At 59.3% G+C, this 26,151-nt stretch carries 35 protein-coding genes and 1 tRNA gene; 22 read left to right on the plus strand and 14 right to left on the minus strand.

Annotation, left to right across the window (positions count from 1 at the left end; genetic code table 11):
* The first annotated feature begins 79 nt into the window (after positions 1-79).
* The gene (locus tag TPEN_RS00140; RefSeq protein WP_011751702.1) at positions 80-1,282 is read left to right on the plus strand and encodes a pyridoxal phosphate-dependent aminotransferase; all 1,203 of its coding nucleotides are present in this window, start codon (positions 80-82) and stop codon (positions 1,280-1,282) included.
* Here TPEN_RS00140 and TPEN_RS00145 read toward each other — a convergent pair.
* Together TPEN_RS00145 and TPEN_RS00150 are read right to left on the minus strand one after the other, a co-directional pair.
* Positions 1,279-1,698, minus strand: a complete 420-nt coding sequence (locus TPEN_RS00145) for a PIN domain-containing protein (RefSeq protein WP_011751703.1) — start codon at positions 1,696-1,698, stop codon at positions 1,279-1,281. The genes TPEN_RS00140 and TPEN_RS00145 overlap by 4 nt on opposite strands.
* Positions 1,686-1,940 carry a hypothetical protein gene (locus tag TPEN_RS00150; protein ID WP_052884963.1) on the minus strand — a complete coding sequence of 85 codons (255 nt, stop codon included), beginning with the start codon at positions 1,938-1,940 and terminating at the stop codon, positions 1,686-1,688. The genes TPEN_RS00145 and TPEN_RS00150 overlap by 13 nt, the downstream gene beginning before the upstream one ends.
* A 92-nt stretch (positions 1,941-2,032) precedes the next feature.
* Between TPEN_RS00150 and TPEN_RS00155 the strand changes: the two genes are divergently transcribed.
* The 4 genes from TPEN_RS00155 (at position 2,033) to TPEN_RS00170 (ending at position 4,371) form a co-directional block, all read left to right on the plus strand.
* Positions 2,033-2,395, plus strand: a complete 363-nt coding sequence (locus TPEN_RS00155; protein WP_011751705.1) for a hypothetical protein — start codon at positions 2,033-2,035, stop codon at positions 2,393-2,395.
* Positions 2,396-2,572: 177 nt separating this feature from the next.
* Entirely contained in the window at positions 2,573-3,499 is a 927-nt protein-coding gene (locus TPEN_RS00160; RefSeq protein ID WP_011751706.1) for an NAD-dependent epimerase/dehydratase family protein, read from the plus strand.
* Entirely contained in the window at positions 3,480-3,980 is a 501-nt protein-coding gene (locus TPEN_RS00165; protein ID WP_011751707.1) for a putative metallopeptidase, read from the plus strand. The genes TPEN_RS00160 and TPEN_RS00165 overlap by 20 nt, the downstream gene beginning before the upstream one ends.
* On the plus strand, positions 3,901-4,371 hold the full coding sequence (locus tag TPEN_RS00170; protein WP_148677851.1) for a ferritin-like domain-containing protein: 471 nt from the start codon (positions 3,901-3,903) through the stop codon (positions 4,369-4,371). Before TPEN_RS00165 ends, TPEN_RS00170 begins: the two co-directional genes overlap by 80 nt.
* Here TPEN_RS00170 and TPEN_RS00175 read toward each other — a convergent pair.
* Both TPEN_RS00175 and TPEN_RS00180 read right to left on the minus strand, forming a co-directional pair.
* Positions 4,368-4,784 (minus strand): hypothetical protein, encoded by a 417-nt coding sequence (locus TPEN_RS00175; RefSeq protein ID WP_011751709.1) that lies wholly within the window; start codon positions 4,782-4,784, stop codon positions 4,368-4,370. The two genes, TPEN_RS00170 and TPEN_RS00175, sit on opposite strands and share 4 nt — an antisense overlap.
* A 39-nt stretch (positions 4,785-4,823) precedes the next feature.
* A complete protein-coding gene (locus TPEN_RS00180) occupies positions 4,824-5,891 on the minus strand; it encodes a helix-turn-helix domain-containing protein (RefSeq protein WP_052884964.1) in 1,068 nt (355 codons plus the stop codon).
* A gap of 124 nt (positions 5,892-6,015) precedes the next feature.
* Here TPEN_RS00180 and TPEN_RS00185 point away from each other — a divergent pair, with 124 nt between their 5' ends.
* The 3 genes from TPEN_RS00185 to cyaB are packed head-to-tail and all read left to right on the plus strand — an operon-like array spanning position 6,016 to position 7,261.
* On the plus strand, positions 6,016-6,300 hold the full coding sequence (locus TPEN_RS00185; RefSeq protein WP_011751711.1) for a hypothetical protein: 285 nt from the start codon (positions 6,016-6,018) through the stop codon (positions 6,298-6,300).
* A complete protein-coding gene (locus tag TPEN_RS00190; protein ID WP_011751712.1) occupies positions 6,291-6,716 on the plus strand; it encodes a hypothetical protein in 426 nt (141 codons plus the stop codon). The genes TPEN_RS00185 and TPEN_RS00190 overlap by 10 nt, the downstream gene beginning before the upstream one ends.
* Positions 6,717-6,718: 2 nt before the next feature.
* Positions 6,719-7,261 carry a class IV adenylate cyclase gene (gene cyaB, locus TPEN_RS00195; protein WP_011751713.1) on the plus strand — a complete coding sequence of 181 codons (543 nt, stop codon included), beginning with the start codon at positions 6,719-6,721 and terminating at the stop codon, positions 7,259-7,261.
* Here cyaB and TPEN_RS00200 read toward each other — a convergent pair.
* The gene (locus TPEN_RS00200) at positions 7,242-7,676 is read right to left on the minus strand and encodes a hypothetical protein (protein WP_011751714.1); all 435 of its coding nucleotides are present in this window, start codon (positions 7,674-7,676) and stop codon (positions 7,242-7,244) included. The two genes, cyaB and TPEN_RS00200, sit on opposite strands and share 20 nt — an antisense overlap.
* A 70-nt stretch (positions 7,677-7,746) precedes the next feature.
* On the opposite strand from TPEN_RS00200, the gene TPEN_RS00205 reads away from it, so the two are divergent.
* Positions 7,747-8,769: an NAD(P)/FAD-dependent oxidoreductase gene (locus tag TPEN_RS00205; RefSeq protein ID WP_011751715.1), complete on the plus strand. Its 1,023-nt coding sequence runs from the start codon at positions 7,747-7,749 to the stop codon at positions 8,767-8,769.
* Here the strand turns inward: TPEN_RS00205 and amrS are convergent.
* Positions 8,766-9,854 (minus strand): AmmeMemoRadiSam system radical SAM enzyme, encoded by a 1,089-nt coding sequence (gene amrS, locus TPEN_RS00210; protein WP_011751716.1) that lies wholly within the window; start codon positions 9,852-9,854, stop codon positions 8,766-8,768. The genes TPEN_RS00205 and amrS overlap by 4 nt on opposite strands.
* A 51-nt stretch (positions 9,855-9,905) precedes the next feature.
* Positions 9,906-10,919 carry a phosphatase domain-containing putative toxin gene (locus TPEN_RS00215; RefSeq protein ID WP_011751717.1) on the minus strand — a complete coding sequence of 338 codons (1,014 nt, stop codon included), beginning with the start codon at positions 10,917-10,919 and terminating at the stop codon, positions 9,906-9,908.
* A gap of 77 nt (positions 10,920-10,996) precedes the next feature.
* On the opposite strand from TPEN_RS00215, the gene TPEN_RS00220 reads away from it, so the two are divergent.
* A complete protein-coding gene (locus tag TPEN_RS00220; protein ID WP_011751718.1) occupies positions 10,997-12,388 on the plus strand; it encodes a TldD/PmbA family protein in 1,392 nt (463 codons plus the stop codon).
* Positions 12,385-13,713, plus strand: coding sequence for a TldD/PmbA family protein (locus TPEN_RS00225; protein ID WP_011751719.1), 1,329 nt, complete (start codon positions 12,385-12,387; stop codon positions 13,711-13,713). Before TPEN_RS00220 ends, TPEN_RS00225 begins: the two co-directional genes overlap by 4 nt.
* A gap of 9 nt (positions 13,714-13,722) precedes the next feature.
* Here the strand turns inward: TPEN_RS00225 and TPEN_RS00230 are convergent, their stop codons facing one another.
* Complete coding sequence (locus tag TPEN_RS00230) at positions 13,723-14,556, minus strand: formate dehydrogenase accessory protein FdhE (RefSeq protein WP_011751720.1); 834 nt, start codon at positions 14,554-14,556, stop codon at positions 13,723-13,725.
* A 73-nt stretch (positions 14,557-14,629) separates the two neighbouring features.
* Positions 14,630-15,523, minus strand: a complete 894-nt coding sequence (locus tag TPEN_RS00235; RefSeq protein WP_011751721.1) for a damage-control phosphatase ARMT1 family protein — start codon at positions 15,521-15,523, stop codon at positions 14,630-14,632.
* 81 nt (positions 15,524-15,604) lie between these two features.
* Here TPEN_RS00235 and upp point away from each other — a divergent pair, with 81 nt between their 5' ends.
* The 6 genes from upp to TPEN_RS00265 all read left to right on the plus strand — a co-directional run bounded on the left by upp (position 15,605) and on the right by TPEN_RS00265 (position 18,680).
* Positions 15,605-16,258 (plus strand): uracil phosphoribosyltransferase, encoded by a 654-nt coding sequence (gene upp, locus TPEN_RS00240; RefSeq protein WP_011751722.1) that lies wholly within the window; start codon positions 15,605-15,607, stop codon positions 16,256-16,258.
* A 25-nt stretch (positions 16,259-16,283) separates the two neighbouring features.
* The gene (locus tag TPEN_RS00245; RefSeq protein ID WP_011751723.1) at positions 16,284-16,616 is read left to right on the plus strand and encodes a hypothetical protein; all 333 of its coding nucleotides are present in this window, start codon (positions 16,284-16,286) and stop codon (positions 16,614-16,616) included.
* 41 nt (positions 16,617-16,657) lie between these two features.
* Positions 16,658-16,891, plus strand: a complete 234-nt coding sequence (locus TPEN_RS00250; RefSeq protein ID WP_011751724.1) for a hypothetical protein — start codon at positions 16,658-16,660, stop codon at positions 16,889-16,891.
* A complete protein-coding gene (locus TPEN_RS00255; protein ID WP_011751725.1) occupies positions 16,872-17,294 on the plus strand; it encodes a type II toxin-antitoxin system VapC family toxin in 423 nt (140 codons plus the stop codon). The genes TPEN_RS00250 and TPEN_RS00255 overlap by 20 nt, the downstream gene beginning before the upstream one ends.
* 124 nt (positions 17,295-17,418) lie before the next feature.
* The gene (locus TPEN_RS00260) at positions 17,419-18,186 is read left to right on the plus strand and encodes a sulfite exporter TauE/SafE family protein (RefSeq protein WP_011751726.1); all 768 of its coding nucleotides are present in this window, start codon (positions 17,419-17,421) and stop codon (positions 18,184-18,186) included.
* A gap of 92 nt (positions 18,187-18,278) precedes the next feature.
* Positions 18,279-18,680, plus strand: a complete 402-nt coding sequence (locus TPEN_RS00265; RefSeq protein WP_011751727.1) for a hypothetical protein — start codon at positions 18,279-18,281, stop codon at positions 18,678-18,680.
* Here TPEN_RS00265 and TPEN_RS00270 read toward each other — a convergent pair.
* The 3 genes from TPEN_RS00270 to TPEN_RS00280 all read right to left on the minus strand — a co-directional run bounded on the left by TPEN_RS00270 (position 18,668) and on the right by TPEN_RS00280 (position 21,044).
* The gene (locus TPEN_RS00270) at positions 18,668-20,005 is read right to left on the minus strand and encodes an APC family permease (RefSeq protein WP_011751728.1); all 1,338 of its coding nucleotides are present in this window, start codon (positions 20,003-20,005) and stop codon (positions 18,668-18,670) included. The genes TPEN_RS00265 and TPEN_RS00270 overlap by 13 nt on opposite strands.
* A 33-nt stretch (positions 20,006-20,038) precedes the next feature.
* Positions 20,039-20,356: a hypothetical protein gene (locus TPEN_RS00275; protein ID WP_148677852.1), complete on the minus strand. Its 318-nt coding sequence runs from the start codon at positions 20,354-20,356 to the stop codon at positions 20,039-20,041.
* Positions 20,357-20,570: 214 nt separating this feature from the next.
* Positions 20,571-21,044, minus strand: a complete 474-nt coding sequence (locus TPEN_RS00280) for an archaellin/type IV pilin N-terminal domain-containing protein (RefSeq protein WP_052884967.1) — start codon at positions 21,042-21,044, stop codon at positions 20,571-20,573.
* A gap of 127 nt (positions 21,045-21,171) precedes the next feature.
* Between TPEN_RS00280 and TPEN_RS00285 the strand changes: the two genes are divergently transcribed.
* Positions 21,172-21,248: transfer RNA gene (locus tag TPEN_RS00285), tRNA-Gln, on the plus strand.
* A 3-nt stretch (positions 21,249-21,251) separates the two neighbouring features.
* On the opposite strand, the gene TPEN_RS00290 is transcribed toward TPEN_RS00285, so the two are convergent.
* Positions 21,252-21,659: a hypothetical protein gene (locus tag TPEN_RS00290; RefSeq protein ID WP_011751731.1), complete on the minus strand. Its 408-nt coding sequence runs from the start codon at positions 21,657-21,659 to the stop codon at positions 21,252-21,254.
* A 200-nt stretch (positions 21,660-21,859) separates the two neighbouring features.
* Here TPEN_RS00290 and TPEN_RS10095 point away from each other — a divergent pair, with 200 nt between their 5' ends.
* Positions 21,860-21,991 carry a hypothetical protein gene (locus tag TPEN_RS10095; protein ID WP_011751732.1) on the plus strand — a complete coding sequence of 44 codons (132 nt, stop codon included), beginning with the start codon at positions 21,860-21,862 and terminating at the stop codon, positions 21,989-21,991.
* A 62-nt stretch (positions 21,992-22,053) separates the two neighbouring features.
* Here the strand turns inward: TPEN_RS10095 and TPEN_RS00295 are convergent, their stop codons facing one another.
* Positions 22,054-22,818, minus strand: coding sequence for a thioredoxin/glutaredoxin (locus TPEN_RS00295; RefSeq protein ID WP_011751733.1), 765 nt, complete (start codon positions 22,816-22,818; stop codon positions 22,054-22,056).
* A 396-nt stretch (positions 22,819-23,214) separates the two neighbouring features.
* Here TPEN_RS00295 and TPEN_RS00300 point away from each other — a divergent pair, with 396 nt between their 5' ends.
* Genes TPEN_RS00300 through TPEN_RS00310 form a run of 3 tightly spaced genes read left to right on the plus strand, consistent with a single transcriptional unit; the run spans position 23,215 to position 26,082 of the window.
* Entirely contained in the window at positions 23,215-24,561 is a 1,347-nt protein-coding gene (locus tag TPEN_RS00300) for an amidohydrolase family protein (RefSeq protein WP_011751734.1), read from the plus strand.
* Positions 24,562-24,583: 22 nt separating this feature from the next.
* A complete protein-coding gene (locus tag TPEN_RS00305) occupies positions 24,584-25,303 on the plus strand; it encodes a purine-nucleoside phosphorylase (RefSeq protein WP_011751735.1) in 720 nt (239 codons plus the stop codon).
* Positions 25,303-26,082, plus strand: coding sequence for an FkbM family methyltransferase (locus TPEN_RS00310; RefSeq protein ID WP_011751736.1), 780 nt, complete (start codon positions 25,303-25,305; stop codon positions 26,080-26,082). The genes TPEN_RS00305 and TPEN_RS00310 overlap by 1 nt, the downstream gene beginning before the upstream one ends.
* Positions 26,083-26,151: the final 69 nt, after the last annotated feature.

The following is a 26,151-nucleotide window of genomic DNA, read 5'->3' on the forward strand; positions in this document are numbered from 1 at the left end:
TTCGTTTGGAGGTTCTTATACGCGCTATACTTTCGGCATGTGCTAAAAATATTTAAACATATGCGCAAAATGTATTTACGTGAGTAAAACCAGACTGTCTGAGAGGATAGGTAGGCTGGACTACCCTATAAGGAAGTACAACGCTCTCGCAAGGTCCCTCGAGGAGAAGGGGGAGAAGGTAATATACTTGAACATCGGCGACCCCTTGAAGTACGACTTCACTCCTCCGAGCGAGCTTGTCGAAGAAGCCTGCAGGGCCCTCAGAGAAGGGCACCACTACTACTCTCCGTCAGAGGGGCTCAAGGAGCTTCGCGAAGCCATAGCCTTCAAGGAGAAGTCCTGGAACGGCGTTCAAGTCGACCCTAAGAACGTGCTCGTGACGAACGGGGTCTCCGAGGGCATAAACGCGCTCTACGCCGCGCTCGTAAACGAGGGTGACGAGGTGCTCATACCTGACCCGAGCTACCCTCTTTACATAAACTTCGCGGACTTCTACAACGCCAAGAAGGTGTTTTACCGGACGCTGGAAGAGGAGGGCTGGAGGCCCGACCCCGACGATATCAGGAGGAAGATAACCGATAAAACGAGGTTCATAGTGATAAACAACCCGCACAACCCCACGGGAGCGGTCTACCCCGAGAAAACGGTGAAGGAGATACTCGACATCGCGGCAGAGCACGGCTTACCGGTAGTCTCCGACGAGATTTACGACGCACTTGTGTTCGAGGGTTCCTTCAAGAGCACAGCCGCCGTTGCCAGCGAGGACAACGTAGTGATAGGCATGAACGGCTTCTCTAAAACATTCCTCGTAACCGGGTGGAGGCTCGGGTACATCTACCTGAGGGGGCCTGAAGAGAAAATCGCGGATCTGAGGGCCGCCCTCCTAGGATTCCTGATGACGAGGCTCAGCGCCGTTACCCCACTTCAAGTCGCGCTGGCAAGGTTTGCCGTAAAGGCTCCGAAGCACCTCGAAGACCTCAAGAGGAGGCTCGACGAGAGGAGGCGCTACACTGTTAGGAGGCTTAACGAGATACCGGGAGTCAGCCTGGCCACTAGCCCCGCGGGAGCCTTCTACGCGTTCCCGCGGATCGACGTCGACATGGATGACGAGGAGTTCACGAAGAGGCTCCTACTAGAAGAAAAAGTGTTCGTGGTCTACGGATCCGGCTTCGGCCCCCTAGGTGCCCGCCACGTTAGGCTGGTTTTCCTACCCCCCGTACAGCAACTGGAGGAAGCCTTCGTCAGGATGGAGAGGTTCATGAGGAGAGTTGCCGGGAGCTAGGGCGCTACGGGTACTCCGAGCTTTTTCGCTATTTCTCTCAGCTCTTCGTCGTAGGTAGCCAGCGTTGCACCCATCCTCTGGGCGAGTACCAGGATTATGTAGTCGTTGATCATGGAGGGGTCAGCCTTGTCCTCTTTCATCAGGTCGAGCGCCCCCATGAATACCTCGCTGTTCTCACTTATGTATATGAAGCGCGCGTCGCTGAAGTACTCCTCCAGCTTTTCACGCACACTGTCGATGTCTATCTTGAACTTCGTGAGGAGAAGCCAGAGGTACTCGTGCACCACGATGGAGGCCAGGTAGATCCTGTCAGCCTCATCGAGGAGCTCCGAGGCTTCGGCGTGCTTCTCGCTATCCTCGAAGGTGTCGTGCAACAGGATATCCGTGTCGACAACTATCCTGGTTACGTCTCCCATCTCGCGATCACCAACTCGTCCAGGGCCTCTTTTATCAGCTTTTCCATCTCCTCCGTCCTTATCTGCCTGCCCAGCCTGAGCGGCGACCTCTTAGTCCTAAACCTCAGTAGCAAAGCGGAGCCCTCGCGGGTTATGCTGACGTAGGCTGGAAGCGTTACGCCCATATCCTTTAGCACCGCTAAGGGTAGCTTTACGTTGCCCTCCTCGTCCACCCTTGCAATAAACCTCTTCTTTCCGGCCACGTAAAGCTCTCCGCGAAATGCAAATATATTGTTTACCCACATAGTCGTCAGAAAGAGCCAGGTGGTGATGAGCCATCGAGGAGAAAACCTTCGTGCGCGACGGCGTCAGGTTCTCGCTACTAGAGGACTTCAAGCAACTCCCAGCTGCGCTCCAAAGACAGCCCCGGGGCGAGCGGTGGGACCTGCTCGTAGTGGACGAGTTCATGACAGCAGAGATAGTCTCGACGGGGGACGCGCTGTTGCTTGCAATGTACGCCGAGGTAGAAGCCCCCGCCGGGCCTATCCCTCAGCCTACCGACCCGGACATAACCCTAGTGCCCGAAGGCGGGACTCTGAAGCTGAAGGCGTTCACGAGGTACCCGATGCAGGGGACTCTCATCTACCACTCGATCATAAAGAAGATCAACGAGTTCAGAAGAACTCTGGCAGCGCTACTGGCGGTCTCTAGTAAATAGCCTGGCTTCTAGCTTGCGCGTTTATGCGAAAGTTTCGGGCCTGCGTCCCATGTCCTCGGGCGTCGCGCGTGTGATTAAAAACAATTGCACACTTACTAAAGTTTAGTTTAGTTTGCAGAGAGCATCGTGCGTACACCGCGAAAGGCATATTAATTCTAAAAGTTAGAGCGGGGATTCGTGAATGTAGGTATAACGGGGGGCGCCGGCTTCATAGGCTTCAACACGGCCAGGTACCTCGCGTCGCGCGGGTTCCAGGTAGTGGTGCTGGACGACTTCTCCAGGGCGACCGTGGGGAGGGAGGACTTGGAGAAGGTGGGCGCCGAGGTCTACGAGGGCGACGTGCGGGACGCCGAAGCCTTGAGGAGGTTTCTATCGGGAGTCGACGCGGTAATCCATCTGGCAGCCCTCGTGGACGTCCGGGAGAGCGAGGAAAGGCCGGAGGAGTACTGGAGCGTGAACGTAGAGGGTACACGGGCTCTATTAGCGGAGGCTTCGCGCGCAGGGGTTAGGAAGGTCGTGTTCGCGTCGAGCGCGGCGGTGTACGGAGACTTAGGGGGGCTTACCGCGGGGGAGGAGGTAGACGCGAGGCCGAAGTCTTTTTACGGGTTGACGAAAAGGGTTGGCGAAGAGCTCTGTAGGTTTTTCTCGGGGAGGGGCGTGGTCTGCGTTGCTTTGAGGATTTTCAACGTGTACGGGGAGTACAGCAGGCGGGGAGTGATCTACGAGTTTGCCCGCAGGGTGCTCTCGGGTTTGCCGGTGAAGGTGTACGGTGACGGAAACCAGACTAGGGACTTTGTCTACGTGGGGGACGTAGCGCGGGCATTCGAGGCTGTGATCGCCGAGTGGAGCGGTGGCTTCGAAGTGTTTAACGTTGCGAGCGGGCGTTGCGTCTCGGTGAACGAGCTAGTCAGGCTTTTCGAGCAAGTTACCGGCAAGCGCGTAGGGGTCTTGAGAGAGCCGGCAAGACCTGAGGAGATTAGGCGTAGCTGTGCGAGCACCGAGAAAGCGGCGAGGATGCTCGGGTTCAGGGCTTCGACGAGCCTCGAGGAGGGCGTGAGGAGGGTAGTCGAGTGGGTAGCTAGGTATGCCGAGGATAAGGTATGAGCGCGCCAGAGACGTTGAAGAGCTTGTAGAGGATATAGTGGCGTGCCTAGGGCTGGACTGGATAGATGTAAGGCGCCTGCACTTCGTGAGAAGCCACGGTTCACGCTCCAAGGCTTACGCCAGGATTTACGGCGTTCCGAGGATATTTCAGGTCGCCCTGGGGCTTAAGCCCTTATACATAATCGAGGTAGTCTCGGAGAACTTCGACAAGCTGGGCGATGCCGAGAAGATTAAGGTGCTTATCCACGAGTTGATGCATATACCGAGGAGCTTCTCCGGGGGGCTCAGGCCACACGGCAAGTATACCTCCAGGCAGAACGTGGAGAAGCTTTTCAAAGAATACCTTGCGAGGAAGAGAAGCAAGAATATATACGGGACACTAGGTAATAGGATCGAGACCCATGGAAAAGCTCCTAGACCAGCTGGAAAAAGCCGTAAAGCTGGAGTTGTTAAACGCGGAAAAACTAGAAGAGGGCGTTAAAAGCCTCAAAAGCGAGGTGATCAAGAGTATTCTGGGTAGCATTGCAAACGATTCGAGGAAGCACGCGGAAATCTACTCCGGCATACTGAGGATACTCCGCGAGGTAGGACCTGCTATCACGGAGGAGGACTTTTCAAGGCTTGAGGGGATAGTGAAGACGCACATAAGGATGGAGGAGGAAATGATAGAAACCCTGAACAGGTTCTTTAAGGAGGTGGACGACAAGAGAGTGGAGTACCTGTTTAGGTACATTCTCGACGACGAGGTAAAGCATCACCGCCTCCTGCTCAACATACTGGAGCTAATAGTTAAAAGAGAGGTTGTTACGGAGAAAGACATCTGGGACTTTATATGGAGAGAGGTCCCGTTCCACGGCACTCCCGGCGGCTAAGCTTCCACTAGTACTTCCCCAGAGCAACAAACCCCTACTTTTTCTGAGGATAAGAGGCTCTCCAAGAGCCTGCCCACCTCCCTTAGCTTCCCTGCAAGCTCCTCAGCGCCCGGCAAGCCTTCTGCCTCGACAACTATGCCTGCTAGGTTCTCTCCTAGATCCATTGTGTGTACCTTGCCTCCTAGGCCGCTAAGGCGCTCCTCTAGCTCGGACACACTGGCGTTAACGGGCACTACTATGGAGAAGGATTCCTCGCTGAACGTCGTTAGGACGGGGACCTCCTTACCTTCAGCCACGTCGAGGAGCACGATCAGGGTTCTCGAATCCTCCGAGACTATGTTCTTTAACCCAAATCTTTCGAGTTCCTCGCTCACCCTGAGCACTACTTCTTCGACGTTTTTCCCGGTTTCCACAATACTTGAAGTAAACGGGGTTATTATTAAGTTTTGTTATTACTTTGCATCGGGTGGGAGCATCCTCACGCTCACAGATGGGTGGAGCCACTCGTTGTGGTCCCTGTAATGCTTCACCGCGTCGCTAGTAAGCCACTCGAAGCTCCAGGACTCGGCTACTAAGAGCTCGCCGTAGGGAAGGTCCACGCGCGTCTCGGCAAGAACCCTGTATACAAGGGGGGACATGTAGCACGGGGTCTGCGCGAGGAGGACGGAAGACTCCTCGTTCACAAGCGCTTCGAAGAAGAAGGGTGCCTCGATAAGCGTCCTGGCGGCGACTTTGCTCGCGTTACCCCGGAGAACGTAAACCCTTTCGGGCGCGAGGTGCCTGTCTATCCTGAAGCTCACGCCGTTGTAGGACCATAGGGGCGAGACGTGGGTTCTGTAATGGTAGCTCATCAGCTGCCTGCTGGGGGGAGCCGTGCCGAAAACGCTCTTCGCCAGGGAGTAGACGTCGCTCAGCTTCGTAAACGCGTACTTCATCTTGAAGTAGACTATCAGCACGTCCACCCAGTCCACCCACTTCTTCTCCCTCCTCGTCACGGGTCCCCTCGACGCGTAGAGCACATCCTCCAGCTGGTCGTAGGCGGGGACTACTATGCCGTGCGCCGCGACGTACCTCGTTAGCCTCCCCGTTGGAGCCCAGTGCCTGTACTCATCCCCGACCACCGTAGCGACGGGCTCCCGCGGCAGGCTAGCGAAGAACTCGTTGACCAGGTAGTCCGGGACAAGACCCAGAACCCCCGTGAAGAAACCTCTCCCGATGAGCCTGTAAACGTTTGTAGTGTAGAGGGGGTACCCGGAAATGGGAGCACCCTCTATCAACGCGAAGACTTTCCTCAGGCCCGCTAGGTCGAAGTACGGTATGAAGTGTATCCCGAGACCGTTCCCCGAGAGCCTCCTCATAACGTCTATCACAGTGCTGTAGGGTAGCTTCGCCTGCTCCGATACGCGCGAGACCGTCGTAGAGTTCACGACGGATACCAGGACTTTCCACTCGTTCGGAGTCAGCCTGAAGGCTTCCCCGCTTCTCGCTATCGACGCGTACCAGCCTTCAAGTAGCGCCACAACAGGCACCTGGGTATCCCTCTCCGAGGCTAATTATGTATTTATCGCTTGTCAACCGGGGTTTTCCGTGAATTTTACGAAAAAAGTTCAAGTGTCGGCGCGCGACAGCTAGAGTGGCGCATCGATGGCTGAGGGCGGGAAAACCTGCGAGAAAAGCTACTACTATTACAGGAGGGTAGCCGAGGCTGTACTCAGAGAGGCTGACATAGCCGAGCTTAAGGATCTCGCTCTCGAGCTCGTGATCGCGGAGGTGAAGGCGAAGATCGTTATGTGCGGGGGTGGAGAGGAGGAGAGGAGGGACGCGGAGAGCCTTCTGGAGGACATTGAAAAAGCTAAAAAGCTCCTGTACAAAGCTTACGTGCTGATGTCCACCAAGGGGAGGAGTAGGAAGGTGGTTAGGTGGATCTGACCGGTAACATCCACAGGTTGCTCCTCGAGGCTTCGAGAAGCTTGAAGAGCGGGGTAATAGACCCCCAGGAGTTCCACAAGCTCGGGATGGTGCTTCTTTCGACGGCGCTCTTAACGGAGGATAACTACTTCTTCGTGCTCAGCAACACTATGTACACCCTCGCGGACGCTCTTTCATCGTTCCTCAAAGTCTCCTCCATGCCCCTCTCGATGGAGTACAGAGGTAAGACGGAGGCGCTTATAGAGGAGGTGAAGTCCGAGCTCTCCCACGCTCTCCAGGAGATCGGGGAGGCTATAAGCTCTGGAGACAAGTGCAGGGCCCTGCTAGCCTCTTCCTCCATGCTGAGAGTATCCTACAGGGTGAATATGCTCGCGGAAACACTTAAGAACGTCGTTGTCGTGGGGAACCAGGAGTAGCGATGCCTAGAGAAGTCGAGGTTAAGTTCCGGGTAGAGGGGCACGATGTTCTAAGGAGGAAGTTGCGCGAGGCCGGCGCCGCCTACGTTGACACCGTCGACCAGGTGGACATATACTTCCAGCACCCCTGCAGGGACTTCGCATCGACGGACGAGGCTTTAAGGCTCAGGGTGAACTACTCGGGTAGCGGCTCCTACGCCGAGTTGACGTACAAGGGGCCCAAGGAGGGCGGATGGGCGAAGAACAGGGAGGAGATCGTAGCGAGGGTAGAGGCTGCGGAGGCCTTGAGGAAAATACTCGAGAGACTCGGCTTCTCCGAGGTTGCCACCCTGAGGAAGCACAGAGAGTTCTACGTGCTCGACGGAACCGAGGTCTCGCTGGACTACGTCGAGGGGCTCGGCTTCTTCGTGGAGATCGAGGACAAGGGCGGCGGGGTCGAGGCCCTGAGAGAAGTTGTAAGCAGGCTTGGGCTGACGGGAGAACCCCTCCCAAAGACCTACCTTGAGCTCTACCTCGAGGAGAAAGCTACGAGACAGCGGACTTAACAAGCTCGTAGACGGTTACTGCGGCTGCTACCACGAATACAGAGTCGTAGACTACGCGCGACACGTGGTGCTCCAGGAAGACGTCGAACACCGGCACGGCGACCCCGAAGAAGCCTCCATAAAGTACGAGGAGCGACAAGAGCCTTAGAGCCCACTTCGCAACGCCTCCCACCCTCCCGGGTTGAAGCTTCAAGTGGAGCGCAACCTCGCTTGCAAGAGGCGTTGCGAGGGACTCTGCTTTAATCAGGAAGACAATCGAAAGAACAGCTACGACGATATTGCCGACACTTACCCCTTTATAGACTGGCACCGGTATGTAGAGGCTCGTCGAGAACAAGTACATCAGGGCTAGCACTATGGCGAGCGCCGTGACACCTCTTACCAGGAGACCCCGCATTGTGACGTGGCTGGACACAAACGGGTAGAAGCCTCCCGGGGTTTTTCTGCTTTTCGGCTGTAAAGCATTTAAGCCTAGCCGAAAAGCTATGGCGGGGACGCACATGAAGAAGTACGACGTAGTAATAGTGGGGGCCGGTATCGCCGGCCTAACCGCCGCGCTCTACGCGGCGCGCCAGAAGCTATCAACACTCGTTGTCAGCGCCGACCTGGGAGGACAGCTACTCCTCACGACCGAGATCCAGAACTTCCCGGGATTCATGTCTATAGGCGGCTTGGAGCTAATTAGGCGCGTAGAGGAGCAGGCGAAGACGTACGGCGCCGAGATAGTGTTCGACGAGGTCGTAGGCGTCGAGGAGAGGGAAGGCGTGTTCGTCGTGAAGACGGCCTCCGGCGCTGAGTACGCCTCCGACGCGCTGATACTCGCGTTCGGGAAGTCTCCGAGGGAGATGGGAGTCCCCGGAGAGAGGGAGTTCAAGGGTAGGGGGGTGTCCTACTGCGTTATATGCGACGCCCCGCTGTACAGGGGTAGGAGAGTCGCGCTGGTAGGGTGGGGGGCACACAACTACGAGAACATCATCCTGCTCAGAGACTACGCGAGCAAGGTCTACTGGGTGTTCCCCGGCGAGAAGCCCATCGAAGAAGACGAGCTACTAAGGGAGGCCCTCTCGAAGGGCAACGTGGAGCTCGTGCCGTTCTCGGAGCCCGCCGAGGTGAAGGGAGATAAGAGAGTGCAAGCGCTCGTCGTGAGGGATAAGCGAACCTCGGAGCTCAGAACGCTGGAGGTAGACGGGGTCTTCGTCGAGATAGGCTACGTGACGAAGACGGGCTTCCTGAGGGGCTTCGTGGAGCTGAACGAGAAGGGGGAAATAGTGGTCGACAAGGCGTGCCGTACAAGCAGGCCCGGAGTATTCGCGGCGGGAGACGTGACCGAGATGCCGCACAAGCAGGCAGTGATCGCTGCCGCTATGGGAGCGTGCGCCGCCCTCAGCGCGTACGCCTACGTGATGGAGAAGCGTGGCAGGAAGGTTGTCTCGACCGCGGACTGGAGGCACGTGGAGATCCCGGGGAAGAAGAAGGAGGGCGGGGGGCTCGCGATAAAGCTACGCTAGTAGAAGAAGACGTCCCAGCTTCTTTTCCTGTAGCTCCCCTTTATGTTTATCTTCGCGCCGCACACCGGGCACCTGTTGTCCTCCGTTAAATCCCACTTCACTATGAAGAAGCCCCTCCTCTCTATGACCCTGTGGCCGCACTTCGGGCAGTAAGTGTTCTCGAGGGGGTGCCCCCACACGTTCCCTATGTAGACGTACTTGAGCCCCTCCTCCCTCGCCACCCCCGCGAGCTTTTCGAGGTCCCCGACCTCCGTCGGCGGGTAGTCGATCATCTTGTAGTGGGGGTAGAACCTCAGGAGGTGGAAGGGCGTCTCGTCGCCCAAGTTCTCCGCTACCCACCTAGCCAGGGACCTCAGCTTCTCCTCGTCGTCGCCCACTATTGGAACCACAAGGTTCGTTATCTCTACGTGGATCCCCTTCTCCTTCATTCTGAGCAACGTGTCGTAGATGGGGCTTGGGTCTGGCACCCCCATAAACTTTCTGTAAAACTCCGGGTCGCCTCCTCCCTTGAAGTCCACGGTGGCGGCGTCCAGGTAGGGCGCCAGCTCGTCGAGGGCCTCCGGGGATATGTAGCCGTTCGTAACCATCGTGTTGAAGAGGCCCTCCTTCTTCGCTAGGCGCGCAGTGTCCAGCATGAACTCGTAGAATATCGTTGGCTCGTTGTAGGTGTACGAGATCCCGTCCGCCTGCAGCCTCTTAGCCTCCCTTACGACGTCCTCCGGGGGGTAGTAGTGCCCGTAGAGCCCTCTCTCCAGCCTGCTCTGGCTTATCTCCCAGTTCTGGCAGAACTGGCAGAAAAAGTTGCAGCCGGGCGTGGACACCGAGAACACCGCGCTACCCGGGTAGAAGTGGGAGAGAGGCTTCTTCTCGATAGGGTCTAGATTCGCGGCTGTCAAGAGGCCGTAGACCAGCGTGTAAAGCTTGCCGTCGATATTCTTCCTCACACCGCAAACCCCGAACCTACCGGGGGCTATCACGCACCTCCTGTTGCAGAGATTGCACTTCACGTAGCCCGGCTTCCCCTGAACCGGCTCCCAGAATGCCGCCTCCCTGACGAACGGTTTACCCAGCAACTTATCGCTCATTCTACGAGAATAAACGCCCCGCGCCTTTAAAACCTTTACCGAAGCGCTACGCTAGAGCTCCTCCTCGACCTCCACAGCGATGCTCCTATCGAGCTCTTCGAGCGCCTTCGCCTTCTCCTCGATTCTCCGCTTGTCGACACCCTTGTTGAGGTGGCCGTTGATTACAATCACGAGCCTCGAGCCGCGCAGCTCTGTGCCCACGTAGGTCCCCTCGCCGGCGTAGGCGTTCTTGAAGGCGTCTCCGAGCCTGACGGCCGCCGCTATGACTCCCGCTTTTACCCCGAGCCTCTCGATGCGCGGGTCCTCCGTCAGCCTGGTCTTCCTCCTGTGGTGGTACACGGCAAACGAGACTATGTCGACGTCGCAGACCCCCCTTAGGAGGGGGTTTCTCTTAACCCACTCAGCCCCAACCTCGTGGTGCCTCTCCTCGGGGCCGAGAACCCTTCCCACGTCGTGCAGGAGTCCCGCCAGGTAGGCGTTCACGTAGTCCCTCCTATCGAAGCCGTAGATACCGGAGAGGGATTCGAGCACGTCGAGAGCGACGCCGGCAACGCTCGACGCGTGGTCCAAGAACTTCCAGTACCCCTCGTCTTCGAGCTCCAGGAGGAGCCTTTCGAGGAAGCCGACGTCGAGAAGCCCCTTGACGCGGTAGAACCACCTCACGGCTAGAGCTTGCGACAGCGTCTCGTTCTCGTACCCGAGGCGCCGCAACCTGCGGAGCACGCCTTCAAAAGAGGAACCGTCCCTAAGCGCGAGGATCATGGCGACAGTGCTCCCGCTCCTACCTATCCCGCCGTAGCAGTGCACGAGAACCCCTCTACCGCTCTCCAGGTAGCGTAGCGACGGGAGGACTGCCTTCACGAGGACCCCCTCGAAGGCCCTGAAGGAGAAGTCCGGGATGGGGTAGTTCACCCTGTCGACCCCGCTCGGAACGCTGTACTGGCACTCCTCCTCGGTGAGGTCTACGACGAGCCCGAGCCCCCGCTTTGCGAGGGTTTCCAGTAGGTCGTCGTCTGGGCACGACGACCAGTAGAGCCCGCCCCCGAGATCCCTAAACCTCGCCACGTGCTTTAGGTCCGGATCGGCGTTAAAAACCTCTCCGCGACGCTAAGCTCATAAAGGGCGTGCCCGCGTATACTTTGATGCACGAAGACGACGTGAAGCTGGTACTCGGGAAAGCGGGTTCTCTGGGCGTACAGTTCGCCGAGGTCCGGTTCGAGGAGAGCACCCGCGAGATCATCTCCTACGTTAACGGCAGGATAGCTTCTATGAGCAACCAGCGCCTGAGGGGAGTCGGCGTAAGGGTGCTCTACAACGGCAACTTCGGCTTCGCATCCACCTTCGACTTGAGCAGGGATGGGTTGCTCTCGGCGCTCGAAGAGGCCTTCAAGGCGGCTAGGGCTCTGGGGCCCGGCAACAAGAGGCTAGCGGAGGTGGAGGCCTCCAAGAGGCGGTACAGCATAGAGGGCGTGAAGAGGCACCCGGCGCGCGCAGAGCTCGCGGAGAAGCTCGACCTCGTCAAGAGGGCTTACGAGACCCTAAAGTCCGGGGGCGCCTCCTCGGCTGTCGTGAGGTACGGGGCGTACTACGGGAGGGTGGAGGTCTATACGAGCGAGGGGCTGGAGGTGTCCTCGGAGAGGCTCGTTACGGGCGTCTCGGCTACCGCCGTGCTTAGGGAGAACGGCAGGGTGGGCGACGGGACCGAGACTTACGGAGCGTCGAAGGGCCTCGAGGCGTTCACGGGGGACCGCGCGCCCGAGGCTATAGCCGAGAAGGCACTCGAGGTCGCTAGGGCCGCGCTGAACGCGTCTAGGCCTCCCGCCGGGCTACAGACCGTCATCACCCGCCCCGAGCTCACGGGGGTGTTCGCCCACGAGAGCTTCGGGCACTTGACGGAAGGCGACGGGGTGTTCGCCGGGTCCAGCCCGCTGGTCGGGAGGCTGGGAGAGGTACTCGCAAGCGAGCAGGTAACAATAGTCGACTCCGGGTTCGACGAGAGGGGAGGCTACGTGTTGCTCGCCGACGACGAGGGGGTTCCCACGGAGCGCACGATCCTAGTGGAGAAGGGGGTGCTCAAGGGCTACCTGCACAGCAGGGAGAGCGCGGCACTCACGGGGATGAAGCCTACAGGCAACGGGCGCGCGCAGAGCTTTGCCCACGACGTGATCGTCCGCATGCGCAACACGTTCTTCGAGGCCGGCGACTGGACCGAGGAAGAGATAATCAGGGAGACTAGGCACGGCATACTGCTGGACAAGCCGGCGGGCGGGCAGGTGGAGGAGGACGGCACGTTCACGTTCAACGCCAGGATAGGGTATATAGTGGAGAACGGGGAGCTGAAGCAGCCAGTCAGGGACGTCGTACTGGCGGGGAACATACTCGAGATGCTGAAGTACGTAGATGCCGCCGGTAAAAACGTAGAAATATCCACGAGCCCCTTCGGCGGTTGCGGCAAGTGGGGACAGATGGTCCACGTAGGCGACGGTGGACCGACGCTCAGAGTTTCCCGCTTGCTCGTGGGTGGTGAGAGATGATCGGAGAGATACCGTACTTGGCGGAGTGGCTCGTAAAACGCGCCCTCGAGCTAGGGGCGGACGAGGCGGAGGCTAGCTTCTCGGTGTACAGGGAGAGGAGCGTCAAGTCGGAGGGCGCCTACCCCAAGGCGCTCTCGCGGGCATCCGTGGACGTCTGGATACGCGTGGCCAAGGGCAAGAGGGTCGCCATCGTCACGGCGACCTCCCTGGACAGGGACGTCCTCTCCGAAATCCTCGAGAGGGGGGTGGCGATGGCGAGGGTAGCCGAGGAGGACCCACACTGGGGAGGGCTACCCGACCCCGAGGGGCCGACGCACGGCTGGGTGGGCTTCGACGAGGGGGTAGCGACTTTGGGCGCGGATTGGCTTATCGCCGCGGTTAGAGAGCTGGCGGAGGAGGTGCGGGGAAGATTCCCGGACGTGAAGGTCACCGGGTCGGGGGCGAGCGCGGCCTCCGGCTACAGCTACGTCTACAACAGCAGGGGGCTGAGAGCGGAGGACAGGGGGACGTCGATGGGCGTGTACCTCTCCACGAAGGCTTCGCACGCGGGCGGAGAGGGGACGGGCTTCGCGTTCATCCACTCGAGGAGCATGGTCGCGGAGCTGGAGGGGCTAGCGGAGAGAGCCAGCAGGCTGGCGCTCGACGCGGCTAGGGGTGAGAAGCTGGGATCCTCGGTAACCGGGAACGTGCTCTTCAAGCCCTACCCCTTGGCGGAGCTCCTGGACTACCTGCTCGTACCCGCGCTCAACGCTATGAACGTCCTCGAGGGGCTCAGCCCGCTGAGAGACAAGGTTGGCGAAAAGGTCCTCGGAGAGATGACGCTCCTAGACGACGGAACCCTCCCCGGAGGCATTGAGACCTCGCTCTTCGACGCCGAGGGTGTGCCGCGCAGGCGGACCTTGCTGGTCGAAAGAGGCGTGCTTAGGGGTTACCTGCACAACACGTACACCGCCAGGAGGATGTCGACGAAGAGCACCGGTAACGCCGGTAGGGCTAGGGGCTCGTACACGGTGTCGCGCTCGAACATGGTAGTGGAGGGAGGAGACGAGTCCGAGGAGGAGCTAGCGCGAGACGCCGCCGTCGTTGTGGACGGAAGCCTCCTAAGCGTTCACACGGTGAACTACGTCACGGGTAACTTCAGCGTTGTAGCCACGAACCCATACCTCGTCAAGAACGGGGAACTTAAACCCCTCAAGCCCGTAACGATAGCCGGGAACATATACCAGTCGGCCCCCACGTTGAGGTTCTCCAGAACCCCCAGGAATACCTACACCGGCTTCTACCTGCCCGAAACGCTCGTAGGAAAAGTCACGGTATCAGGCTAGAAAAAGATTCTACCTTTCTCCTCCCGTCGCCAGCAGGTCCAGCCTAAAGGACCATATGTCGTAGAGCTCCCTCGGTACGCCTCCCCCTACAACCCTCTCGTCGACGACCTTCCAGTAGCCACCGCACTTGTAGCAAACCATCAGCTTGAACTTGTCCTCGCCTTTAACGGGGATCTCGACCACCGTCTTCCTGTCCGAGTTACCACAGTACGGGCACTTCCCCTCCGGGTAGCCCCACTCCGTCCCGCAGAACTGGCACCGGAGATGCGCGTGACCACCCGCGTCGACGTATTCGAGCTTGGTCGGGCCGCCGCACACAGGGCAACGCCCGCTGGTCCACGTCGAGAAGTCTACCTTCGAGCTGACGGCGTCCGAGAGGGCCTGGAATATCGGCTGAAGGGACCAGGCGATCACGGCTTCCAGTATCTCCGGGTCCACGCCAACCCTCTCCGCCACCCCATGGACATGCTCCTCGTCGCCTGCGAACAGTGCGTCCGAGAGCTCCTTCAGCCTGAGCTCCCCGGTCTTCCTGGACTCCTCTATCCTCGCTATAGGCTCCCTGGTCTCCGGAAGGCTCTCGGAGAGGTAGCCCGTCACCGCCGCGTAGGCCTTCTCGATGTCTTCCTCGCTTATCTCAAGGGGTAGCGACAGGAAAGCGGGCTTACCCTCCTTGAAGCCCTCCTGAACCTTCTCCACGTCTATATCCCTGAACTTCTCGGCGTAGAACCCCTTAGCCTCTTCCTGCACCTCTATGAGCCCTACGTACGTAGCGAGAGAACCTTCCTCGATGGGAATGTCCTTCTGTATCTCCTTCAGCTTTTCCTTCAAGTTTCCCTTGCTCATTTAACTCATCTCTCGGCGGATACCTATGCGAAAAACACATTAAAAAACCTGGCGACTGCGGAGCGCGCGCTCCTCAAAGGGACTGCCTAAGCCCTTGAGGGTACCTCAGGAAGGCGGCGACGGCGTCGCCGGGGTTCACCCTGGCTGCCTGCGCTATGGGCCTGCACTTTGCCACGAAAGCTACGAATACCGCGGTCTTCGGCGGGCTCATCAGGAAAGCCTCGAAGTTAGCCATGCCCTTCGATATCACGACGTCTGCCCACTCGAGGGCCTTCACAGCCTCCTCCGAGACGTAGCCCGGGACCACCCCGGGAAAATCGCTCCCCGTGCTCACGACCTCGCCGAGCTCCTGGAAGCCCATCCTCAGGGCGTCGTCGTGCGTCACGTCGTTCTGGTAGGGAGCACCCTTCGCCACTATCTTGAGCTGGATTCCCATCCTCCTGAGCTCCCTCAGGACGAGCCCGTCGAACACCGCTTCGCCGCAGTTATCCAGCAGGTACGTGACCCTAGAGCTCTGCAGGAGCGTTAGGTAGAGCCTGTCCGTCTCGTCCCTCGCGAACCTCAGCGAGGAGGCCTTCTCGAGGAGCTGCTCCGGCGAAACCCCCATCGGGGACCCCGGGTCCACGAGGTTCGCCGCGACGCTCAGCGACAGGAAGTACTTGAACCTCTCGTAGCCCTCCAGCCCCTCAGCCCTCGCCGCGAGCCTCTCGACAACGCTCATTGCCGCCGCGTGGCTCTGCTCCTTGAAATACCTGTAGGGGTCCTCGGCTCCCAACAGCTCCTTGACCTTCCTGAAAGCCTTCCACGCCAGGACGACCGTGGAGGACGACGGCTCCACGAGCCCGCCGTAGAAAACAGTGAGCTTGCCCAGAGCCTCCACTTTCGCCTCGTCGGAGAGGTTGGACGCCAGCACCTCCCCAGCCCTCGTCCTGTAGATGCAGAGCACGCACTCCGGGTGTATCCTCACGGTACACCCAGCCCTCCGGGCCCCTTATATACCCTGCGCGTCGTGTGAAAACGCTTATATACCGATACCGGGTAGTGGCTGGTGGTTTCCTTGGGTAGCGTCAAGGTTCTCGGGAACCCGGTGCTACAGGAGATACTCGGCAAGCTGAGATCCAGGGATACTCCGCGCAGGGAGTTCAGGGAGCTGCTGTTCAAGGCAGGCGTGTTCGAGGCGTACGAGATAGCAGAGGAGCTCCCCACCGAAGAGTGCTCCGTCGAGACACCGCTCGGACGCAGGGCTCCCTGCGTCAGGGTTACTGGAAAACTGGCGATAGTCGCTGTCCTCAGGGCCGCGCTACCGATGGCGATGGGGATGCTGGAAGTCTTCCCCGACGCCGCGCTGGGCTTCGTCGCCGCGAAGCGCTTAGAGGCCGACGCGCCGCCGCGGGACTGGAGGCTCGAGGTCTCCGTTCCCTACGTCTCCATGCCGCCGGACGCCGAGAACCTGGTAATAGTAGACCCCATGCTCGCAACAGGCTCCACGCTGGCGAGCGTGATTGAGAGGCTGAAGGGAGGCGGCTACTCCTACGGGAGGCTCTACGTAGCCACGGTGATATCCACGGAGCAGGGGATAAGGAGGGTTTTATCCGTCGAGCCGGAGGCCAGGATCTATACCCTCAGCGTGGACCCGGAGCTCAACGATAAAGCCTTCATAGTGCCCGGGCTCGGCGACGCCGGGGACAGGGCTTTCGGCTGAAGCCCAGCCCGACGGGGTGCACGGCTTGAGCTCCAGGGAGGGGGTGCTGAGAAGCTTTCTCTCGAGGGCGAGGGGGTTCAGGGGGGTCGCCGCGGTCGAGGGGGGCAAGGTATACCTCGCCGGGGAGATTACGCGGGAACAGGTAGAGCGGGCGGCGGAGGCCTTCTCCTTCGCCTCGGAGGTCTTGAGGAAGGCTAGGGGGATAGGCGTGAAGGTGCTAGTGGCGGAGGGCGAGGGGGGCGGGCTCGTCTACGCGAAGTACGGCTTCACGAGCTACGTAGTGGCGGTCTACAGGGACATATCCCTGGGCGTCGCGTACCACGAGGTCAAGAGGCTTGTAGCCGAGCTCGCAGGGTAGCCCCGCGACCTTTATATACGAGCTTTACGCGAATTACAGTAATGGCAGTGATCACCGTAAGGATAGACGAGGAGACGAAGAGGCTTATGGAGAGCGTGAAGATCAACTGGAGCGAGTTCATAAGGAGGGCTATCAGGGAGAAGATAGCCGAGGAGAGGAGAAAGAACCTCGCGAAAGCAGTCCTCATAAACGAGAGAGTTAGGAAGAGGAGCAGAGGAGAGGAAAAAGCCGAAGACATCGTGAGGAGGTTCAGGGATGCGAGAAGCGGTAGTTGACGCCAGCGTGGTTGTGAAGTGGTTCGTCGAGGAGGAGGGCTCGGATAAAGCGCTGAAAGTAAGGGACATGTACGTCGAGGGGGAGGTAGAGCTCGTAGCCCCAGAGCTCCTCGTGTACGAGGTTCTCAACGCGCTGTACTACAAGAGGCTTTTCTCGGAGGAGGAAATGGCGCAGGTACTCGAAGCACTCGAAGCCTACTCCTTCAAGCTCTACCCCCTCAAGGGCGAGTACGCGAGGAAAGCCCTAGAGATCTCCTATAGGTGCGACGTAACGGTGTACGACGCCTCCTACGTGGCGCTGGCAGTCCTCAGGGACACCTACGTATACACGGCGGACGAGAAGCTCGCGAGAAGGCTCGGCGAGCCCTACTCGGGGAGGGTAAAGCTCATCTCGAGCCTATAGCTCAGCCAATCAAGCTCTCCTCACCCCTCGGGACCAGAAACCCTCATCACCGAGACTACCAGCTGTACGCACAGATATAAACCTTGACACAACGCGTATAACCCCCGCCGCGGAGCCACAACCGATGTACCCCTTAACGCTCTACGCCCTATCCGCCGTATCCGGAGTCCTCGTAGGGTTCGCGCTGGGGCTCGTCGGGGGAGGAGGCAGCATACTCGCGATACCGCTGTTACTCTACTTCGCCGGGCTCTCCTCGGTCCTAGACCAGGACACCGCCGTCCACGTCGCGATAGGCACGACCTCCGTAGCCGTGGGGCTCAACGCGCTCGCAAACTTCGCGATGCACCTGAAAAGCGGGAACGCCGAGCTAAAGGCAGGCGCCGTGTTCGCCGGTATAGGCACCGTCGCCTCGACGCTAGGCGCGCTACTCGGGAGGCAGACGAAGGGGCAACTACTCCTAGCGCTCCTCGGGGTAGCCATGGTCCTCCTCTCGTTCTGGGTAGCTTCGAAGAGAAGGTACGCAGGCGGGAAGACTTCCCTCAAACGGCTCGCCGCCGGGAGCGCCCTCGTAGGCTTCGTCTCCGGCTTCCTCGGGATAGGCGGAGGCTTCCTCGTAGCCCCAGCCCTCCTCTGGGCAGGGCTAGACGTCAAGAAGGCTATAGGCACGTCCCTCCTCGCCGTAGGGCTCTTCGGGCTATCGACGTCCGCGGTCTACGCCTCGGCGGGCTACGCGGACTACGCCATAGCCGCCGCCTACCTCGCCGGCGGAGTGCTTGGCGGGAGGCTCGGAGTACACGTGTCCACGAGGGCTCCGAGGGAGAAAGTAGCGCTAGCATACTCGGCGCTCATAGCCGCCGTAGGAGTATACACGGTGCTGAAAGCCCTGGGCTAGCAGGCGCGCATTCGCACGCCCGGGAAGGGTTGCGGGAGCGTTTGAACTAAAATCCTTTTAAAGCGCTGGGCTTCGGGGAGCACGTGGTACGCATGGCTAGCAGGGTAGTAGTAGAGCTGAGGTTCAAGGGCTCCGGTGAACCTTTGACCTTCGAGCTTGAGCCCGGCAGAACGGTCGAGGTTGAGCTCGGGAACCGCTCCCCGGAGACCCTGGTCTACAGGTTCACCTTGAGGAGGATCGAGGGGTTCGTGTCCTACACGATAGTTAAGCTGGAGGCGGGCGGCAAGACGTCGTACGTGGGTCGCAGCACGAAGCCGGGGGTAACGCTCGAAGTACTCGTACACCCCGGGGAGTCGGGGGCGCTCCGCCTAGGCGCGGTGTCCCCCAGGACCTCCGAGGACGACTTCAAGGTAGAGATAGAGGTTACAGTCGAGAGAGTCGCCGCGGCGACACTACCAGAAAAAGCACCGGTTTTAAGAGCTCAGCGCTTGTAGAGCAGGAGCCCCAGCGCGGCTACGAGGGCTGTGCTCAGCCAGACGATCCAGTCCCAGAAGCTCAGAGCGACGAACACGGCTATGAGTATGTCCGCCAGCACGGGCAACACGGGGAAGTCGCCGACGTTGAGCGGAACCCTGAAGCGCCTCGAGAGGCCCTCCCTCCTCCTCAAGGCGACCACGGCGGCGTTCACGACGAAGAACGCGAGGAGAACAGCCAGGCTGGCAGTCTTCCCGACGAGGTCTATCAGCTGGTACTCCTGCCCCCCGAAGCTCAGCCTCCACCCGGTGACGCTGGGCAGGTAGTCCGTCGCGAAGACGAGCAGGGCGGCGAGAACACCCGTGAAGGCGACGGCTACGTGAGGAGTCCTCCTCCACCCGTCAACCCTCCCGAAGCCGCTCCACGCAACCCCCTCCTCCGCCAGCCCGTAGGCTAGCCGCGAGGCCGAGACGAGGAAGCCGAGCGAGGTGTTAGTCGTGGCGAAGAGGGCTATGAACATCAAGAGGTGGAACGCGGGGGGCCACGCCCTCGAAGCCGCGTCAGCCATCGGGGCCTTACTGGCGCCGAGCTCCTCCCAGCTCATAAGCCTGACGACAGACAGGGAGACGAGCAGGTACAGCAACGTCGTCACGGAGACCGCTAGGACTATGGACTTCGGGATAACCCTCTCGGGGTCCACGGTCTCCTCGCTGAGCGTCGGCTGGTACTCGAAGCCCGTGTACGCGAAGTAGAACACGGCGGCGCCCACGAGTACAGCCATCACGGGGTCGACGGAGGGGTTGAAGGAGAGGTAGCCGGGGCTCCTCGCCGGGAAGAGGAAGCCCAGCAACACCACGAGCACGAGCCCGCCCGCCTCTATCACCGTGAAGACAGCGCTCAGGAAAGCCGACTCCTTAATCCCCCACCAGTTCAGCACAGACAGCACGGCGAGCAGGGCCACGGTGACCGGGACCACCCAGCCCTCCCCCAGCCCCGCCAGCCTGGAGAAGTACCCGGCAAAGCCCAGCGCCGCCGTAGCCGCCCCCGCGACACCGCCGAAGAACAGCATCCACGCGGCGAAGAAAGCCAGAAGCCCAGCCCCCGGGAAAGCCTCCCTCACGTAGGTATACGTGCTCGCAGCCTTCGCGAAGATAGAGGAAAGCTCCGCGTAAGAAAAAGCCGTCGCAACGGCTATGACGCCGGAGAACGCGACACTAGCCCACACAGCGTCGCCCACGATGCCCGCAGCCCTCCCGATCAAGACGTATATACCGGCGCCGAGTATCAACCCAACGCCGAACAGCGTCGCGTAGCCCAGCCCAAGCTCTCTTTTAAGCCGCGACACGGTATAGAAAGGCGCAGAAACATTAAAAAATCTTTATTTGAGCTCTACGGCAACCTCTCCCTCCAGCGCCCCAGTCTCCGCCCAGACCTTCACGTCCCTGAGCGCTAGCCTCACAGGCCTACCGTTCTCCAGCGTCAAGACAACCCTGCCCGTCACCAGCTTGTTGCCCCCAACCTTCTCTTCGAGCGCGAAGCCAAGCTTCTGGATCAACCTTGTAAGCTCGCCCCTCCTCTCCCTGTCCTCCAGCAAAGACCTGTTCCTCGCCCCTATAGCCCCCCAAAGGTACTTGATGAAGCTCACTCCAGCCGGATTCACGGGCCTAACCAATTCAAACTCAATCGTCTCGCTCATCGAAAACACGAAAAACACGCAGGTAAATATACCTAGCGCACAGAAAGAAAAGAACAGGCCCAAAGGTGACGACATTCCAAGCACAAATGCTGCCACTCAATCGATAAGTGTGCACAAGTTACTCACTCTCTTTATGATTGTTTTTCTTTCTGGGTTACAATGAGAGAATACATTAAAAAAGATTGCTTTTGCATACCCATCCTTGTCCTAATTTTTACGGCAGGGTTATTAGCTTGGGGTACTCCTTACCACCAGTGCTGTGAAGCTTCACCTCAATACTAACGCCACTAGTAAACTTTGTCCCGCCGCATTCATTTCCATTTCCGAGAGTAAACGTTATTGTGAGGGGATCTCCACCAGGCTTAAGAGGTTGAGGAGTAGCAGTAACATCAGGATTTGGAGTTATTGCGGGGTTGCAGTTCTTTACGGGTACTCCATTAATGAATATATTGTCAATGCTCGTCGAGATCGTACCAGTATTTTTAACGATAACTGTTACATCCCACCCTCCTTGAGCATTGGGCACAGCATAAAGCGATACTATTTCGAGTTTCTCGACTGTGCCTGTGAAGATGCCAACTATGCCCGTCATCCAGAATGCTACCGCTATTGCTATAGCGATCGTTACGGCGACGATGATGACCGTTGCTATCACGGGGCTGATGCCCCTTCTTTTCTGCGCCGCCATCATTTTTTTAACTGCTTAGGACTTAAAAAGGTTGCGCGTGGAAGGCTGGGAAGGCTTACCGGCCACGCTGTTCTCGCGCGTTTTAAAGCTGAAGGTTTAAATCCCCCGGCGCCCCTTTTTCTAGGCGAGCCCGGTGGTGTAGCGGTCAAGCATGGCGGGCTTTGGACCCGCAGATCCGGGGTTCGAATCCCCGCCGGGCTACCACTTCTACGGCACGCCCACTATGAGGGGGTATTCCCTTCCGCTAGCCGTAACCACGACTACTTCTAGGGCGTCCGCGGGCGGAGCCTCCACCGTTATCGACGCTGACGAGCCGGGCTCCACGGCTACCCGCTGCTCGTAGACCTGGCCGTTCACCTTCACCGCGACTATCGTTGCGGGCTTCGTGCCCCTGTTCCACGCGTACACCGTTACGACCGTCTTACCGCCGGACCTGCTGGCCGACGCTTTGAGGTCGAGGATCTCTAGGCCCATCTGCTGGGTAGCCATGTTCGCCAGCCAGAAGGCCGCCGCGACAGCCACTGCCACCACTACCACCAGTACCACTACTTCCCCGGGCACTTCCACGGCTTTTTCGGCGCGGAAGCCCCTTATATCGGTTGCGCGGTTTTGCATCTACAAAACAGTCCGCGGATGGCCCCGGGAAGAACCCCGGGAAAACGCGCCCGGCCACGGGCAACAACCCCCTCGAAAAAACAGTTTTTTCGAGGCGAATTTAGCCCCCTCAACGCCCCGGCGCCCGCCTCGTTTTGTCATGATGAATCACCGGGAAAGAATTAAACCCCCGGCGCGAGGAGGTGTGCGGGTGGTAGGGCGTGAAGTTCGGCAAGGCGGAGAGAGAGGTGGACGTTAAGGACACCGGTAAGGTTGTCGTCGCCTACGATGCCCGGTCGGAGTGGGCTAGGCGCGTCGCGGAAGGTGTGCTACGGGAGCTGGGGCTTAAGTAGAAAGAAAGTCTCTGGGCCCCTTCTTTTCCGCCATCTTTTACGGTCGAGGCTCCGCCGGGGTTCTAGGCCTGCGCGGATGCCTCCTCCACCCAGCCTTGCGGTATGGATTCCTGCTCCTCCTTGACTCTCGCACCGGCCTTATCGATTACGCCGAGTACGTAGCTCCAAGCTTTCGACACTCTCTCCCTGAGCCCGGGGCGAGGAGAGGACTGAGGCACGAAGACTCTCCCGATGCTCGCCCTCGCGAGCAGCCATGCCTCGAAGAACCCCTCGCCTAGCTTTTCGACCCGCTCCCTCGTCGGGACCTCGCCGGTTAGCCAGTAGAGGTCCCTCGCGAAGTTGCCCGCAATGTTCCTGAGCAGCCCTTGCTCGACCTCCGAGAAGGGGGTTTGCGAGAGCCTCCGCGCCGCGTACTCCGGGAACTTTTCGCCTTCCGGAACAAAGAACGCACCGCTAGCCGACATCAAGTAGCTCTTCGAGCCCGCCACGACGGAAAGGTCTCCGGCGACGTAAACCGCGGACGCCACGGTGAGGGAGTAGTAGACGCTCTTCAAGAGCCTGGAGAAAGCTTCATCGAGGGACGAGACGCGGAGACCGGCACCGCTAGCCAGCGATACCACTTCTTCGTCTTCGAAGTACCCTTGGAGCACCAGCCTACCGTTCAGGGAGAACGCCGGCACAGAGAATACCCCGTACTCGAGGGCCCGGAATGGGTACTTCTCCGTGTCGAGATAAGTTATCCGGGTGCTTTGCGGTGTGCGGGAGCTTAGTAGCCGGTAGACTCTGTAGGAGTCGGCGCACCTGGGGTGCACGTAGACCGTTAACATAGGAGGGGAATTTTTCCGTGGGATTTATCTGTTACGCTGAGGTATCCTTTGTGTGGGAGAATTTTCTTCCCTGATTTATCTATTTTATAACTTGGTTTTCGTTTTTCGAAATTCGTATTACGTTTGTCGTATAACGTTATTCGTGCTTCGTTCAACGTTCTCCGGTATCAGTTCCCCGGGAATTGTCCTGCGAAAATTCAACCGCTTTTTTCCAGTTAGCGGCGTGTGCATTTTACTCCCATGTATTGTATCACAGGTTTTCTATTAAAATCTAGCATTTAGGATAAGATTCTAGGACGTTATTTTAAACGAAATATTTATTTTGGGGTGGGCTAGGCGTGGGGCGCCGCAACTTGAGGCTTAGGTTTATTTGCCCCGTTAACGCCTAAGCTCTCTGTGGCTACGCTGGTTATCCGCGACGCTGACACAATCTTGACGATGAACAGCGCGAGGCCCGTGCTTAGGCACCAGTCGATCCTCGTTGACGGCAACGTTGTGGCGGCCGTGGGGGATTATAGCTCGCTTGTCGCGAGCTACGGGGCTCCCGACGAGGTTATCGATGGTCGTGGAAAGGTCGTTTTGCCGGGTTTCTACGACCTGCATACTCACATCGCGATGGCGGGTTTCAGGGGGTTGGCGGCGGACGCCGGCGACGTTATCTACAGGGTTTTCTGGCCGCTGGAGCGGTTGCTGAGCGGGGAGTCGGTTTACCGCTTCGCCCTGCTAGGCGGGTTGGAGGCTTTGAAGAGTGGCGTGGTGCTTGTGGCTGACCACTACTTCTTCATGCGGGACGTCGCGAGGGCGCTGGTAGAGCTGGGCTTGAGGGGGCTTCTGGGGCATACGTACATGGATAGGGATGGCCCCTTCACCGGGGAGCGCGAGCTTAGGGAGGCTTTGGACTTCGTCGAGCGGTGGAGGGGGCACGAGCTGATCACACCCGTGCTGGCGCCCCACGCTCCCGACACCGTCAGCAGGGATAACCTGCTCTACTTCGCGGAGCTCTCCAGGGAGAAGAACCTCTTCGTACACATGCACCTCGCGCAGACTCTACGTGAGTTTAAAACAGTGAAGGAGGAGACCGGCTATACCCCTGTGAGGTATGCTTTGAGGCTGGGGCTCCTAGGAGGGAGGAGCATAGTGGCTCACGCGAACTACGTGGACGAGAACGAGAAAGCCCTTCTGGCGCACAGTGGTAGCGTGATCGTCCAGTGCCCCTCCACGTACTTCATGTCCGGTACCCCGTTCCACGCCTATGACTACTGGCAGCTTGGCGGCAACGTCGCGATAGGCACGGATGCCCCGTGCTACAACGACAACGTGGATTTCTTCGAAGAGATGAGGCTCCTGGTCTACGGCCAGCGCATGAAGCTCGAGAAGAGCGGTGTTTGGAGGGCCTACGACGTCCTGGAGATGGCTACAAGGCTCAGCGCGAGGCTTGTGGGGGTCCGCGGCGGCTTCGTCGGTAAGGGGGCCTTGGCAGACCTCGTGCTCGTGAACCTTTCCAGCGTGAGGCTTAGACCCTTCCTGGACCCCTTCTCGAACATAGTCTACGCCGCTAGTAGCGGTGACGTGGACACGGTGATTGTTAACGGCAGGGTAGTACTGAAGGGTGGGAGGCACGTCTCGCTCGACGAGGAGAGGATTGTCAGCCAGGCCGAGGCCGAGGCGAGGATGCTCTTGAGGAGGGCGCTCGACGAGAGCCCCGAGCTCGAGAGCATAATAGGGAGGGATAAAGAAATATAGCCGCGCATGCATCGAGGTAACCGTGGCTAAGCCGTTACACATACTCGCAAAGCCGGAGGACATAGCCCCCAGGGTTATCGCCTCGGGGGACCCCGCCAGAGTGAAGCAACTCTCAAGCTACCTCGATAACCCCAGGCTGGTGAACGAGAACAGGGGCTTCCTGGTATACACCGGCACGTACAAGGGGGTACCCGTGACTGTTGCTACCCACATGATAGGTGCTCCCTCCGCCGCGATAGTCTTCGAGGAGCTCATAATGCTGGGTGCGAAGCTGATAGTCAGGTTCGGCACCTGCGGCGGCTTCCTGCCGGAGATGCGCGTAGGGGACTTCGTGATAGCGACGGGCGCCTCGTACAGCGGTGGGGGAACAATGAATACCTACAGCCCCGGCGAGTGCATGGCCGCCGTGCCGGACTACGACGTGCTCAGCGCACTCGTCGAGAGCGCTTCGAGGCACGGGTTGAAGTACTTCCTGGGGCCCGTGGTTAGCAGCGATAACTTCTACTCAGGTATAGAGTACCTGAACAGGTGGATAAACAGGGGCATGATAGCCGTCGACATGGAGGCTGCCACGCTGTTCGTCGTCGGCAGGCTTAGGCGCGTGAAGACCGGTGCCTCCTTCGTCGTGAGCGACGTGATCGGTGAGGCTTACAAGAAGATGGCGACGGCCGAGGAGCTACGCGAGGCTGTCGACAAGGCTTCGAGAGCCGTGCTAGACGCGGTTATAAGCGTGAAAGTTTGATGCCTTCCAGGGAAAGGGCCGAAAAAATCCTTTTTCTACTCGGAGAACTGCTGTACGAGTCCCAGCGCGTACTGTCGTCGAGCCACGCCGTACTGGTGTTCGGAGCCCACAGGTTCGTCGTCCCGAAGGGGTGGGCGGACTCCTCACTGAGAAACCTGGAGCACGTCTTCGTCAAGCACGACTACGACAGGATCCCCGGGTTCACCCGGGTGCCGCGAGGCTCCACAGTCGTGGACCTCGGGGCATACGTGGGCTTCTTCAGCGTAAAGGTGCACTCCGAGAGCCCCGGCGCGAGGCTCGTAGCCGTCGAGGCGAACCCCCAGGCGTGCCGGTACCTCAGGCACAACCTGCGCATGAACGGGGTACGCTCCGAGGCGTACTGCTTGGCCGTGGGGGAGAGCGACGGGGTTGGCAGGCTCTTCGTGGCGGAGGACCCTGTGAACTCCTCGCTACTGGAGGAATACTCTTCAAGCTTCTCCAGGGTTTCCGGAGTTGCACGGGTCGCCCAGCTCTCGCTGAGCAGCCTGTGGAGACGGCTCGACGTGGGACACGCGTCACTGTTGAAAGTCGACGTCGAGGGGGTCGAGGAACGCGTACTCAGAGCTTCCAGGGACGTTTTAACGCCGGGCTGCGTCGACAGGGTCGTCGTGGAGGTTCACCCGCCGTACTCCTCCCCGTCCAGGGTCGTGGAGCTACTGGAGCGGGGGTTCCACGTGGCTACGTACTACGACTACGAGGCGCCGTTCCAGGTCTTCGTGTACGGGTGGGCTAAGCGGTAAATTCTCCCAGCTCTTTGAGGGGCTATGAGAGCCTAGGAGAGGTGGCGGGGCGCGGTAAAGCCTATATCC

This window comes from Thermofilum pendens Hrk 5 (genome assembly GCF_000015225.1).
GTDB classification, from domain to species: Archaea; Thermoproteota; Thermoprotei; order Thermofilales; family Thermofilaceae; genus Thermofilum; species Thermofilum pendens.